The sequence below is a fragment of the Lentzea sp. NPDC058450 genome (assembly GCF_042721395.1).
Lineage (GTDB): Bacteria > Actinomycetota > Actinomycetes > Mycobacteriales > Pseudonocardiaceae > Lentzea.
In genome coordinates this window covers 143,895-157,075 of sequence record NZ_JBHXLO010000004.1, presented here as the reverse complement: position 1 = coordinate 157,075, position 13,181 = coordinate 143,895, and the positions used below count along the sequence as shown (strand labels likewise).

The 13,181-nt window shown below is 68.8% G+C and carries 9 protein-coding genes; 3 read left to right on the top strand and 6 right to left on the bottom strand.

Going from position 1 to position 13,181, the window contains the following annotated elements; genetic code table 11:
• Positions 1-151: 151 nt before the first annotated feature.
• Positions 152-721 (bottom strand): malectin domain-containing carbohydrate-binding protein, encoded by a 570-nt coding sequence (locus tag ACFWNN_RS08855; protein WP_382439305.1) that lies wholly within the window; start codon positions 719-721, stop codon positions 152-154.
• A gap of 25 nt (positions 722-746) precedes the next feature.
• Positions 747-2,858: a discoidin domain-containing protein gene (locus ACFWNN_RS08850; protein WP_382439304.1), complete on the bottom strand. Its 2,112-nt coding sequence runs from the start codon at positions 2,856-2,858 to the stop codon at positions 747-749.
• A 224-nt stretch (positions 2,859-3,082) separates the two neighbouring features.
• Between ACFWNN_RS08850 and ACFWNN_RS08845 the strand changes: the two genes are divergently transcribed.
• Both ACFWNN_RS08845 and ACFWNN_RS08840 read left to right on the top strand, forming a co-directional pair.
• Complete coding sequence (locus ACFWNN_RS08845) at positions 3,083-3,985, top strand: DUF1996 domain-containing protein (protein ID WP_382439303.1); 903 nt, start codon at positions 3,083-3,085, stop codon at positions 3,983-3,985.
• 32 nt (positions 3,986-4,017) lie between these two features.
• Positions 4,018-4,506, top strand: coding sequence for a DUF305 domain-containing protein (locus tag ACFWNN_RS08840; protein ID WP_382439302.1), 489 nt, complete (start codon positions 4,018-4,020; stop codon positions 4,504-4,506).
• Here ACFWNN_RS08840 and ACFWNN_RS08835 read toward each other — a convergent pair.
• The 3 genes from ACFWNN_RS08835 to ACFWNN_RS08825 form a co-directional block, all read right to left on the bottom strand.
• Positions 4,497-6,638, bottom strand: a complete 2,142-nt coding sequence (locus tag ACFWNN_RS08835; RefSeq protein WP_382439301.1) for a discoidin domain-containing protein — start codon at positions 6,636-6,638, stop codon at positions 4,497-4,499. The two genes, ACFWNN_RS08840 and ACFWNN_RS08835, sit on opposite strands and share 10 nt — an antisense overlap.
• 147 nt (positions 6,639-6,785) lie before the next feature.
• Entirely contained in the window at positions 6,786-7,799 is a 1,014-nt protein-coding gene (locus tag ACFWNN_RS08830) for a LacI family DNA-binding transcriptional regulator (RefSeq protein ID WP_382439300.1), read from the bottom strand.
• A gap of 38 nt (positions 7,800-7,837) precedes the next feature.
• Positions 7,838-10,930: a PA14 domain-containing protein gene (locus ACFWNN_RS08825; protein ID WP_382439299.1), complete on the bottom strand. Its 3,093-nt coding sequence runs from the start codon at positions 10,928-10,930 to the stop codon at positions 7,838-7,840.
• Positions 10,931-11,410: 480 nt separating this feature from the next.
• Between ACFWNN_RS08825 and ACFWNN_RS08820 the strand changes: the two genes are divergently transcribed.
• Positions 11,411-12,160, top strand: a complete 750-nt coding sequence (locus ACFWNN_RS08820; protein WP_382439298.1) for an ANTAR domain-containing response regulator — start codon at positions 11,411-11,413, stop codon at positions 12,158-12,160.
• On the opposite strand, the gene ACFWNN_RS08815 is transcribed toward ACFWNN_RS08820, so the two are convergent.
• Positions 12,155-13,141, bottom strand: a complete 987-nt coding sequence (locus ACFWNN_RS08815) for a hypothetical protein (protein ID WP_382439297.1) — start codon at positions 13,139-13,141, stop codon at positions 12,155-12,157. The two genes, ACFWNN_RS08820 and ACFWNN_RS08815, sit on opposite strands and share 6 nt — an antisense overlap.
• Positions 13,142-13,181: the final 40 nt, after the last annotated feature.

Here is a 13,181-nt window from a genome sequence, read left to right as displayed (position 1 = left end):
GACTGGAGGTGTGACACACGGGCTAACGCACCGAAAAGATTGCGTCAAAATCCACCAAAGAACAACCCTAAACAACGAAAACTCGACCGAAAGTCGTGTTCGGTTGTGTTGGATTGTTTGATGCCCTGTTTGTCTGCTCCGTCCCCCGCGCTCAGGACGCCGGCACGAGAGCGATCGCGTTGACCTGCGGCTGGTTGACCTTGCCGCGCACGAAGTCGATCCGCACCTTCCCGTTCTCGTCCGCTGTGACGGCGAGGTCCTTCTCCACGCCGAACGCCGTGAGCGGGGCGTCGGCGCCGGCCGCGACCGCCGTGCCGATGATGTCGAAGTCGCTCAGCACGCGGGTGCCGTTCACGTCGACGTCGAAGACCCGCTGGCCGGGCCGGGTGAAGTACCAGTCGAGGAAGTAGAGCCGGAGCTCGTACGTTCCGCCGGCGGTGAGGCCGGTCAGTTCGTAGGTCGACTCCAGATGCCTTGCGGTGTACCAGATCTCGTTCGGGATCGGGTTGGCCACCGTGCGGCTGAAGAACGTGTGCGCCCGCTTGTCGGCCGGTTTGGTGTCGGTGAGGCCGCCGGTCCCGTTGTCCGGCAGGAAGGTCGCGTCGCCCGCGCCTCCCACGTCCACCTGCACCGGTCCGTCCGCCAGCACCGCGGGCGCGGCGCCGAACAGCAGGGCGGCCGACGCCGCGCCCGCGGTGATGAACCTGATGAGTCCACGCATGTGCAGCTCCTGAGATGAGGGTTCGTCAGCGGCGGTAGATGCCGAGCTCGTACAGCGAGTAGCCCCAGCCGGTGCCGCGCTGGGTGGCGTGCAGCCGGATGTACCGGCCGGTCGCGGTCACGTCGATCGAGTCGACGCCGCCGTTGCCGGTGGTCGTGCCGTAGACCGCGCGCCAGTTGTTGCCGTCGTCGGACACCTGGATCTCGTAGGCGCGGCCGAAAGCGCCTTCCCACACCAGTTGCACGTGCTGGAACGTCGTCACCGCGCCGAGGTCGACCCTGAGCCACTGCGGATCGGCCCAGTCGGTGGCCCAGCGCGAGGCCTGGTTGCCGTCCACCGCGTTCGACGGCGGGAACGGCGCGCCGTCCCCGACCTGCTGGTACGACGAGGCCGTGACAGCCTTGCCCTGCGCGACGTTCGTCCCTGCCGGTTGCGGTGCCACGACCCGGATCGACTTGGTCTCGATGCCGATGTTGCCGCGGCCGTCTTCGGCCATGACGTAGACCTTCCACACGCCGAGACGGTCGGGTGCGGTGACGGTGAGGCGGTTGCCGTTGACCTGCACAGGGGCGTTCGCGAGGCCGCCGCTGTTGTCGATGTACTTGCTGTTGAAGGCGGCTGACCAGGTGATCGCGTCACCGTTGGGGTCGGAGGCGGCCACGTCGATGTTCAGCGGAGCTCCGGCCGCGATCGTCTGCGGCAGGTTCATCGCGGAGATCACCGGAGGCGTGTTGGCCGGCGTCGCACCACCGAAGGCCCGTTGCACCGAGTAGAACGACAACCGCTTCTTGCCCGCCGGAGTCAGGTTGAACCACACTGCGCCGAAGTCGTACTCCGTGCCGTAGTGGAACAACGTGCCACCAAAGGAAACCCCGGTGTGCCCGATGATGCAGTTCCACGCCTGGGTGTACCCGTCGCGCTTCTGCACGTCGGTCGGCTCCGCCGGAACACCGTTGGCGTCGTTGGGAACCTCCCATTCCCCCGCCGGTCCGGCCTCGGTCAGGATGTACGGCTTCGTGTACCCACCGGAGATCCAGTCCTGGCGGACCTTGCACACGTTGCCGTACGAGTTCACCGAGTACAGGTCGAGATCAGGCGTGTAGGCCTTCAGGTAGACCCACGCGCCGGTCCACGCGTCCGTGTTCGTCACCGGGTGCGAGGTGTCGATGGCGTGGATCGCCCGCGCGGCCTCGTTGATGTACCGGGCGTAGGCGATCCGCTGGTTCTCCAGTTCGGTGCCCGAGTAGCAGTTCTGCAGGCCCAGGATGGACTCGTTGCCCACGTTCCACATCAGCACACCGGGGTGGTCCTTGTACGTCGTGACCCACTGCCGGATCTGCCCGAGCATGTCCGCCTTGTAGGCCGCGTCCGTCACGTAGTTCACGCACCCACCGGAACCAGGGCCGCCACCGGGCTGCAACCAGAACCCGTTGATCACGCGCAAGCCGTTGGCCGCGGCGGCATCGAGCAACGGCCGAGTCGACGCGTCGGTGCCCCACGTGCGCAACGTGTTGACACCCATGGACTTCAGCTCAGGCATGTACCGGGCGGCATCCGCGGCCGGCGGACCCCAGGTCAGGCCCTTCACCACCCACGGGCGGCCGTTGACGGTGAGCTGCCAGTTGCCCTGCGACCCGGTGACGCGCACGCCGGTTCCCGGTTCGACGACGCCCTGCTCGCCGAACACGCGGAACTCCCACAACGAGACGCCGTAACCGTTCGCGCGCTGGGTGGTGAGCATGCGGACGTACCGGCCGGTGCCGGACACGTCGTAGCCCTGCCTGCCGCCGGTCGAGCCGGTGACCGAGCGGATCGTCTGCCAGGAGTCGCCGGTCGCGGAGACCTGGAGCTCGAACGCCGACGCGTAGGCGCCCTCCCAGTCGAGCTCGACGCGGGTCACCGTCGAGGCGGCGCCGAGGTCGACGCGCAGCCACTGCCCGTCGGTCCACTCGCTGGACCAGCGGGTGCCGCCGTTGCCGTCGACCGCCGCCGACGCGGGTGTGCCGCCGTTCTCGGTCGACGAGGCCAGGGCGGGTTTGCCCTGGGAGAGCAGGGTGGGGGCGGCCTGGGCCGGGACCACCACCGCGAGGCCGAGGAGCACGGCGATCACCGTGCAGATGGAGCGGACGCGAGCCATCGCGCCTCCTGTCACAGGGCAGGGATGTGGGGAGAGCGCTCTCACAACCCTGCCGCCGAACGTTACGACCAGACGTCGGCCGTGTCAAAAGAACCGGGACGAGGACGAAACGGACGAGGTCGCGGAGTTCGCACGCCAGGTCTTGACACCTCGCACGACCTGGCGGGACGCTGTTTGGGAGAGCGCTCTCCAAGCCGGTTCCCCACGTCGGCAGGAGGACATTGGTGTCCCGAAAACTCAGCGCGTTGACGATGACGGCTGCCCTGGTGGCAGCGGTGGTCGTGACCCAGTCGGCGAAGGCCGACGACCTGGTCACGCACCACGAGTTCCAGGCGAACTGCTCGGTCACGACCCATCTCCCGGACGACCCGATCGTCTTCCCGGGACTGCCGGGCGCCTCGCACATGCACACGTTCCTCGGCAACCCCTCCACCAACGCCCGCAGCACCAACGACTCGTTGAAGGGAGCTCAGACCAACTGCAAGACCCCGGACGACAAGTCCGCGTACTGGTTCCCCTCGGTCTACAACGGCGACCAGATCGTGCCGCCGAACTTCCCGCAGGTCATCTACTACAAGTCCGGCATCCTGCGGTACCAGGACGTCGTGCCGTTCCCGCCGGGGATGCGGTTCGTGGTCGGCAGTCCCACGGCGACGCAGGAGCAGTTCCGCACGGCGCCCGGCGCGGTCGAGGGCTGGGAGTGCGGTGACAGCTTCCACAACTGGGACTTCCCCGCGTACTGCCCGCCCGGCACCCAGCTCAACGTCCGCTACCAGGCGCCGAGCTGCTGGAACGGCCGTGACCTCGACTCGGCGGACCACAAGTCGCACATGGCGTACCCGGACCGCGCGACGCTCGTCTGCCCGCCGTCGCACCCGGTCGCGGTGCCGATGATCGAGTTCAAGATGGCGTTCCCGGTCTCGGGTGACATGTCGCGGGTGAGACTCGCCAGCGGGCGTGGCTACACCTGGCACTACGACTTCATGAACGCCTGGGACGCGCCGACCCAGGCCGCGCTGGTCCGGCACTGCATCAACGGCGGGCTGCAGTGCGATCCACGCGGGTTCGACCTGTACAAGCCGAATCGAGGAGCGGCCCTCGGACCGGACTACCGGTTGCCGCGGTGAGGTTCCTCGCCTCATGCACCCCAGGGCGGCGCGTGCCCTGGGGTGTTTCCGCGTTGTTGCTGCTCGCGGGGTGTGCCGCCGCGCCCGCTCCCCCGCCGGCCGAACCCTCGCCGTTCAACGCCACCGACACGGCGTGGGTCCAGCTGATGATCCCGATGAACGAACAGCTGCTGCCCGCGCTGGACGTCGCACCCGCGTCGCTGGCCCAGTTCGCCGCTGACCTGAAGGCGTCGCACACGGCCGAACTGGTCCACTTGCGACAGTTGCGGGACCGGGCCGGGTTGCCCGACACCAACGTGCACGCCGGCCACCAGATGCCGGGCCTGGTCTCGGAAGCCGACCTGCTGGCCATCCGCACCGACCCGTCGGCACTGCCGAAGAAGCTGCACGAACACCTGGATCAGACGGCGAAGCTCGCCCGCAGCGAGCTGGAGAACGGGACGGACGCCGCGACCAAGGAGTTCGCGGCGTCCGTCGAGTCGTCACGCAGGGATCAGCTCGGCAGGCTCGGTCAGGGGTAGTTCACGACGTACCGGACCTGGTTCGCCAGATCCGCCTGACCGCCCGTGCCGTTGATGACGTTGGCGATCGTGCCCACGCCGCCGAGCGACACCGCCACGAGGTGCGTGAACCGGACTCCCGACCGGTTCGGCGCCTCGAAGGCGTTGTCGGTGACCACGCTCGGGTTCGCCTGGTTGAAGCAGTACACGCCGACCCCGAACGCCTGGTGCGTGGTCACGTTGTCCGAGACCTTGTACCCGGCCCAGCCGCGCTTCGAGCCGTTCATCCAGGCGGCCTGGTTCGGCGGGTCGTACGGCAGCTCGTTCTGGTACAGGTAGACGCGGCCGCCGTTGCCGTTCCAGATCAGGTTGTGCTGCTGGTAGTGCTCGACGAACAGGCCGTACGCGATCACGTCGTCACCGTTGACGATCACGCCGTTCTGGCCGGGGTTCGCCGTCCAGCTCACGCCCTCGCCGTGGTCGGCGCGCCACACCCAGGTGTGGTCGATGATCGTGTTGCGGCTGTTCACCCGCATGCTGACGGTGGCCTTGCCGGCCTGCGACCCGCCGACGCGCAGGTACACGTCGTGCAGCGAGGTCGGGTTGGCGGCGTGCGAGGTGGCGCTGGAGTCACCGATCTCCAGCAGCACCGGGGAGTTCTGCACCCCCGCGTCGACCAGGAACCCGGCGAGCCTCACACCGTCCACATCGGACGTCGTCAGCGCGGCCCTGCCGGTGGTCGGCGTCAGCGTCGCGAGGCCGAGGCCGAGCACCACGGTGTTCGGCCGGGTGATGCGGATCGTGTCGTCGAGCTGGTGGATGCCCGGCGTGAGCAGGAGGTGCTTGCCCTGCTGCAACGCGAGGTTGATCGTGGCGGCCGGGGTGCCGGGCTTGACGATGAAGAAGTCCGCGAGCGAGACCGACGTGCCGGGGTTGCCGTTCTCCCAGCTCGTGCCGCGCGAGTTCTGCCGCAGCGCGGGCAGGAAGACGCGGTACTCACCGCCGCTGGTGAAGTACAGGTACGGCTTCTCCCGCGTGACCGGCGACGTGTCGACGGTGGTGTGCGACGGGTTCGGGAAGTTGTTCGGCGGCGCGCCCTGCGTGCCCGCGAACACCATGTTCCAGACCGAGCCCGACCAGCCGCCGGCGAGGTTGCTGTTGCGGGTCAGGAACTGCTGCTGCGACCCGGACACGGTCACGCCGTCGATCTTGCTGTCCACGATCAGACCGCCGCTGGCCCAGCCGTCGTAGCCGTTCCACAGGTGCGCCTGGCCGCGCAGGTGCATCCGCCGGTACGCGGTGGCCTGCGAGACGGCCCAGCGCTCGATCTGGTTCGGCGGCAGCGTGACCGAGAGGTTCTCGGTGCCGCGCCAGAAGTTCTGCGTGGCGTTGCCCAGGTTGTTCGGGTCCTCGCCCTGCTGCAGCCAGTCCGCTTCCACGCGGATGTGGCCGTTGATGTTCACGTCGTCCGGCATCAGGCCGAGACCGACGATCTGCGTGTAGAACCGCAGGTTCACGTCGGCGTTGTAGCTGCCCGGCTTGAACAGCACCGCGTGCCGCTGCGGCCCGAACTGGTTGGTCTTCATCTGCGCGGCGATGGTGTCGAGCCGCGACTGCATCTCCGACTGCGACGAACCGGGCCCGTAGACGTACACGTTCGGACCGAAGTCGGGGTTGCGCGGGTCGGTCGGCGTCACCCCCGGAGTGTCCGGGACGGTGGCGAAAACGCCCAGCTCCCACAACGAGTAGCCCCAGCCGGTGCCGCGCTGGGTGCCGAGCACCCGGACGTACCGGCCGGAGCCGTTGACGTCGAGCGACTGCGTGCCACCGGTGCTCGTGGTCGTCGAGTAGACGTCCCGCCACGAGTTCGCGGCGGCGGTGTCGGACACCTGGACCTGGAAGGCCTTGCCGTACGCGCCTTCCCAGGCCAGGGAGACGCGGCAGACCTGCTGGGTGGAGCCGAGATCCACCTGCAGCCACTGCGGATCGCTGAACTGCGACGACCAGCGGGTGCCCGCGTTGCCGTCGACGGCGGCCGGCGCGAGCGTGCCGCCGTTCTCGGTCGAGGACGCGGTGGCGGTCTTGTTGAGAGCGACGTTGGAGGTGCCGCAGGCGGCGGCACCCGCCTGCGATGTCACGCTGACTGTGGTCACCAAACACAGGGCGGCAGCGGCGAACGCGGCGGCCCTGGACAGGGTCGATCCCATGATCCTGCCTGACGGGGAAGGGCGGAAAGCCTTGGACAGGGGCGTGAGAGCGCTCTCCCAAGGGACGTTAACGCCGGGTGTCAGGCAGGTCAATCAGGCAGAGGCCCTCACGACGAGTTCCGGTTCGAAGATGACGGATTTCGGCCTTTGTCCCGGTTTTTCCAGATCTCCGAGCAGGAGTTCGGCCATCTGCGCCGCCATCCGCTCGACCGGTTGCCGGATCGTGGTGAGCTGCGGCCGGCAGTTCAGCGCGGGCGCGCTGTCGTCGAACCCGACCACGGCCACGTCCTCCGGCACCCGCAGCCCGTGCTCCAGCAGCACGTCCACGGCCGCCTGCGCCATCAGGTCGTTCGCGGCGAACACCGCGTCGAGGTCCGGGCTCTCCTTGAGCAGCTGGTGCATCGCGGCCGCCCCGCTCTCGGCGGTGAACCCGCCCTCGACCGTCGGGACGAACGGGAAACCGTGCCGTGCCATGGCGTCGCGGAACCCGGCGTGCCGGTCCTGGCTCGCCAGCACGTCCATCGGGCCGGAGATCGTGGCGATGTTGTACCGGCCGGACGTCACCAGGTGGTCGGCGGCAAGGCGCCCGCCCGCGCGGTGGTCCATGTCGACGTAGCTGATCGGCATCGGGCTGCCGGGCCGGGCGTAGAGCACCGCGGGCACGCCCGCCTCGACCAGGCGGCCGGGCAACGGTTCGGCGGCGTGCGTGGTGACCAGCAACGCCCCGTCGGCGCTGCCCTGCCGGAGGAACTCGACGACCTCGGTGCGGGCCTTGTCGGTGTCGGCGAGCATCAGCACCGGGTGCACGCTGTGGCCGCGCAGGTAGTCGACCACCCCGGCCGTGACGCGGCCGAAGAACGGGTCGGTGAACACGTCCGATCCCCCGCCGGCGCCGGAGATCACCAGCGCGACCGTGCCGGTGCGGCGGGTGACGAGAGACCGGGCCACGCGGTTCGGCGTGTACCCGGTCTGCTCGATCGCGTGGCGCACCGTCTCCTGGATGTCGGGGTCGACGTTCCGCGTGCCGTTCACGACACGCGAGACCGTCGCGCGCGACACTCCCGCGACGCGCGCGACGTCCTCCAGCGTGGGCGCAACCTTGCTCATGCCACGGTTGTACCACGCCGGAGAGCGTTCTCCCGAGATCAGGAGGTGACGCGCACGTCCTTGATCGCTCCCCTCCAGAAGTCGACGTTCTGGCCGTTGTACTTGGCGCGTCCGACCGTGAACGCGCCGGTGCTCAGCGTCGCCGGTCCGGCGGCCGCCGTGGCGACCAGCGCGCCGTCGACGTAGAGCTTGATCTCGTTGCCGACGCGCTCACCCTTCAGCTGGTACCAGCGCCCGAGCTCCGGCACGATCTCGTACCGGGCGCGGTTGCCGCCGGGCGTGCTGAACGCGAACGCGCCCTGGCCGTACTGGAGGTAGAACGGGTTCTCCGCCTGCCGGCCGTCCTGGCTCACCGCGCTCGCGTAGTTGCCGGGCAGCTCGTCGAGCCGCACCGTCGCCGACACCGTGTAGTCCTTGGTCGTGTCGACGACCGGGCCGTAGGTGTCCGCCGAGCCGTTGCGGAGCTCCAGCGCGCCGTCCTTCCAGGTCGCGCCGGTCGGGGTGAGGCTGAGCGGGTTCTTGCCGGACGAGTCCTTGGCGGTCGTGCCCTTGGTCTCGTTCAGCTTCCACTCACCGCTGCCCGCGTACGGGTACGGCTTGCCCGCGTTCGCCCCGGCCTCGATGACGCGCCGGTTGATCTCGCGGACCGGCCCCGGATCGACCTTGAGGCGCTTGCGGTCGTAGGTCCACAGGCCGTTGAGCTCGCCTTCCAGGTCGGTGACCTGGGTGTAGACCGACGCCGACATCTCCTGCCGGGCCTGGCCGAGGTAGAACGTGCGGGTGTTGTCGACGTACTTCGCCGTCAGCGCCGCCTTGTCCGCCACGCCGCTGTAGATCGCGATCGGCGGCACCGGCCACTGGTGGCCCGGCGTGCGCAGCGTGAACCCGCCGTGCTCGCCGTCCATCACGACGCGCTTGCCGTCCGGCTTGGCCGGGTCGGTGTTGTTGTAGTCGTGGTGGTCGATGACGTCGCCCTTGCCGCTGTCACCCTTCGAGGCGCAGCAGTTCACGCCGCTGTGGGCGCTGACGATCCGGCTCGGGTCGAGCGCCTTGACCTCGTCCGTGATCTGCCCGGTGACGTTCTTGTCCCACTCGCCCCAGCCCTCGTTGAACACGATCCAGGCGTAGATGGACGGGTAGTTCTGGAGCTGGTGCATCAGCTCCTTGCCCTCCTTGACGAACCGCTCCTGCGAGAGCGGGTTGTTGCCGTCCTCGAGGGCGACGAAGTCCTGCCACACGAGCAGCCCGAGCCGGTCCGCGTGGTAGTACCAGCGGGCGGGTTCGGCCTTGATGTGCTTGCGGACCGAGTTGAAGCCGAGGTCCTTCTGGGCCTGCAGGTCGAAGATCAGGGCCTCGTCGCTCGGCGCGGTGTTCAGGCCGTCCGGGTAGAAGCCCTGGTCGAGCTGCATCAGGTTGAAGATCGGCTGGCCGTTGAGCGTGAGCTTGGGCGTGCCGCCGACGTTCGCGATGCCGGTGGAGCGCATGCCGAAGTAGCTCTTGACCTTGTCCTTGCCGAGCGTGATGTCGAGCTTGTAGAGGTACGGGTCGTCCGGCGTCCACAGGTGCGCGTTCGGCACCGGCAGCGTGAGGTCCGAGTTCGCCGGGCCGGTGACCGTGCCGACCTGTTTGCCCTTGGCGTCGCGGGCCGTCGCGGTGACCGTGGCGGTGCCCGCGGACTTCACGTTGACCTTGAGCGTGCTCGCGGCGAGGTCCGGGGTCGTCTTGATCTCGTCGATCCCCTTGTCCGCCACCGGTTCCATCCACACCGTCTGCCAGATGCCCGACGACGGCGTGTAGAAGATGCCGCTGGGGTTCTGCGACTGCTTGCCCTTGGGCTGGTTCGGGCCGGTGGTGTCGGTGACGCCGACGACGATCTCCTGCTCACCGCGCTTGACCGCGTCCGTGATGTCCGCGCTGAACGCCGTGTAACCGCCGGTGTGCTCGGCGACGAGCTTCCCGTTCACCCAGACCTTGGCCTCGTAGTCGACGGCACCGAAGTTGAGCTTCAGCCGTTGCCCGGAGCCGATCTTCCAGTCGTGCGGCACGGTGACCGTGCGGCGGTAGAACATGTGGTCCTCGTGCCGTTCGAGCCCGGAGAGCTGCGACTCGATCGGGTACGGGACGACGACCTTCTCGCGCAGCTTCTTGCCGAACTGCGGCTGCTCGCCGGCCTTGGCCGCGGCGAACTCCCACGGCCCGTTGAGGTTGAGCCACTTGTCGCGTTCGAGCTGCGGCCTCGGGTACTCCGGCAACGGGTTGCGCGGGTCGACCTTCTCACCCCACGGCGTCTTCAGCCGTTCGGTGGACACGTTCCCGACGGTACGCGCGGTCTTGCCGACCTTCGTGCCGTCGACCGCGAGCGCGCCCGCGCCGTCGTAGTAGATCCGGACGCGCTGGCCCTTCAGCACCCGTTCGGACAACCGGATGGTCGCCTTGGTCCGGCTCGTCGTGATGAGCGAGATCGGGAACGGGGTGGCGTCGACCTCGACGCGCAGGTGGTCCTTGAGGTCGTTCGCGCCGGTGACCCGGCCGCCGAAGTCGGCGGTGAGGGTGCGGCCGTCCTTCGAGACCTCCGCCGAGCGCGGCACGACCTGGAAGTCCGACGGCGGCGTGAACGCGGACTCCGGCACGAGCTGCTTCGGCGTGGTCGGGCTCGACCAGCGCAGGAACATGTTGGCGCCGCCGACGTCCTGGAACATCTCCAGCTTGAAGTCGTACTGACGCCCGGCGGTGAGCGTGACCGGCGCGCTGGTCTGCTCGCGGTCCCAGTCACCGACCCAGTGGTCGATCACCGGCTGCCCGTCGACCAGCAACCGGAACCCGTTGTCCCCGGTCGCGTAGAAGGTGTAGTCACCGGTCTGCGGAACCGCGATCTGCCCGGTCCAGCGGGCGGTCGTGTGCTCGGTGCGGCCGTTGAGGAACCCGAACACACCGGTCAGGTCACCGTGGTTGACGTCGGAGTCGAGGACGGTCCCACCGAGGGTCGCGAAGTCCCGCGCCCCCGGTGCCGACATGCTGAAGTACTCGCCCTTCAGGCCGTGCACGGGCTCAGCAGCACCCGCGGACGGCACTCCGGGCGCTATGCCCAGCGCCAGCAACAGCGCGACGAGGACGGGGCCGGCTTTCTTCATCAGTGAAGATCCCCTTCGTTTTACAACGTTGTAAGAGCGCTCCCATACATCCACGCACAGGCCTCGGAGGGTGGGCTACGGCCGAACGGAGGTATCGGCCATGTCAAACCGGACAAGTTTCCGGGACGACCGGGACGCGGGCCGTCGTCCGGCGGCGCTCGCAACCGCGGCCCGGCCGCAACGCGAGCCCTCTCACCCGGTCCGAGGAATCCGGTCCCGGCGAACGCATGAACATCTCGCCGCCGGGGTACTGACAGAACGCCGAACACGCGCGTGTTCGCACCGGAGGACCCGCCCTCGGGCAGGTCCGGGCCGCGCCGGCGACGGGTTGTTGAGACATCGCAGCGTCCCGCCGCCGGCGCGGTTTCCCCGTCTCTCCCCGTACGATGCGCTGCACGAGCGTCAAGCAGCCGGCGCCGTGGACTCCGGCGAGAGGGATAGGGGCGCCGCGGTATGGCGGACTACGTGCAGACTGGTTCGGTGAGACAGCAGAACGACCGCCCGGACCCGGTGGACCGCCTCGACGAGGCCACCGAGGCGCTGGCGGAGCTCCACGACGCCTTCACCGGCGAGGAGTCGCTCGACGACGCGCTGCAGCGGGTGGCCGATACCGCGGCGAGGGCCCTGCCGGACGCCGACGCGGTGACCGTCTCCGTCGTCACCGACACCCAGCCGCACACCGCCGCGGCCACCGACCGGGACCTGGTCGAGCTGGACCAGCAGCAGTACGACTCGGGCCGCGGCCCCTGCCTGGAGTCCGCGCACGAGCTCAAGCCGATCCGGGCCGTGATCGGTGAGCACCGCGACCAGTGGCCCGAGTTCGAGACCGCCGCCGAGAAGGCCGGTGTCCGGGCGTACCTGTCGGTGCCCGTCATCATCCCGGCCTCGGACAACGCCGAGCAGAAGCACGTCGGCACGCTCAACGTCTACAGCTACACCGCGACGGCGTTCGACCCGTTCGACGAGGGTCTGATGCGCCTGTTCACCACCGCCGCGTCCGCCACGATCACCAGCGCCCAGCGCTGGCGCCGCTCCCAGGCCCAGGTGGGCCACCTCGAACACGCCCTGGCCTCGCGGGCCGTGATCGAACAGGCGAAGGGCGTGCTGATGGCGGTGCACTCCTGCACCGCCGACGAGGCGTTCGGCATGCTCGTGGAGCAGTCGCAGCGGGCGAACACCAAGCTCCGCGAGGTCGCGGCGAAGCTGCTGGAGTCGGTCACCGCGTCATGACCGCACCAGCGCGGCCAGCCTGACCCCTGCCCAGATCAGCACGGCGAGCACGCCCACCAGCAGGTACTCGATCAACGGGATGCGCACGACCTCGTCCAGCCGGTCGAGGCCGCGCCACGAGTACACGCCCAGCGCGGCGACGACGAACGCCCCGCCGATCCACCACCGGGCCGTCACGCTCAGCCCGACGCCGTGCATCTGGGTGAGCACGAAGATCGCCACGAACCCGAAGAAGAACATCGGCCACATGCCGTTCGGACCGGAGTTCATCACGGCGACGAGCGTGCCGTGGACGGCGACGAGCAGTTCGAGGCTCATCGTCCACCAGCGGTTCGTGTGGGATGTCGTGAACATCAGACTGCTCTGCACCAGCAGCAGGAACATGTAGAAGAACCCGATGAGGTGACCACTCGAGGACTCCATCGGGTGGTACCAGAACGTGTAGATCGCGGCCCAGCTGAACAGGTAGCCGTGGTAGCGCCGGGCGAACGCCACGACCTGGGCGGAGATCGGCGCCGACCAGGTCAGGATCAGCCCGCGGCGCTTGTTCTCCATCAGCAGCACGACGACGAGCAGCAGCACCACGGAGCCCTGCGAGCTGAAGATCGACACGTCCTGCGCGAGGCCGTCGTAGAAGACCTGGGTCTGCAGGGCGTGCAGCCCGATGAACCCGGCGTTCGCGAGCAGCGCGACGACGTTCATCCGGTGCAGACCGGTGGTGTACCGCCGGACCCTCGTCTGGGCGTAGTAGATCAGCCCCCACGACACCAGCTGGTGGGCCGCGTAGCCCACCCAGGCGGACGCCCTGGTCCAGAAGGTCGGGTCGGGCAGCTTCCAGTAGTACCAGGAGGCTCCCTGGTCGGGCAGCAGCGCGACGCCGTGCAGCCGTTGCCCCAGCAGCCACACCAGACCGGTGAGCACCGCGCTGCCCACCACCGCCCACACCAGGAGCCCGCGACCCCGCCGCACATCGTTCAGCATGCTGAGCATTATGCACACCGCGCGTGCTACGTTCAGCACC

What these genes read in the sequence shown, in the direction of transcription:
- ACFWNN_RS08855 (WP_382439305.1), bottom strand. Translation starts at nt 721, where the DNA reads ATGCGTGGACTCATCAGGTTCATCACCGCGGGCGCGGCGTCGGCCGCC.
- ACFWNN_RS08830 (WP_382439300.1), bottom strand. Translation starts at nt 7,799, where the DNA reads ATGAGCAAGGTTGCGCCCACGCTGGAGGACGTCGCGCGCGTCGCGGGA.
- ACFWNN_RS08825 (WP_382439299.1), bottom strand. Translation starts at nt 10,930, where the DNA reads ATGAAGAAAGCCGGCCCCGTCCTCGTCGCGCTGTTGCTGGCGCTGGGC.
- ACFWNN_RS08815 (WP_382439297.1), bottom strand. Translation starts at nt 13,141, where the DNA reads ATGCTGAACGATGTGCGGCGGGGTCGCGGGCTCCTGGTGTGGGCGGTG.
- ACFWNN_RS08850 (WP_382439304.1), bottom strand. Translation starts at nt 2,858, where the DNA reads ATGGCTCGCGTCCGCTCCATCTGCACGGTGATCGCCGTGCTCCTCGGC.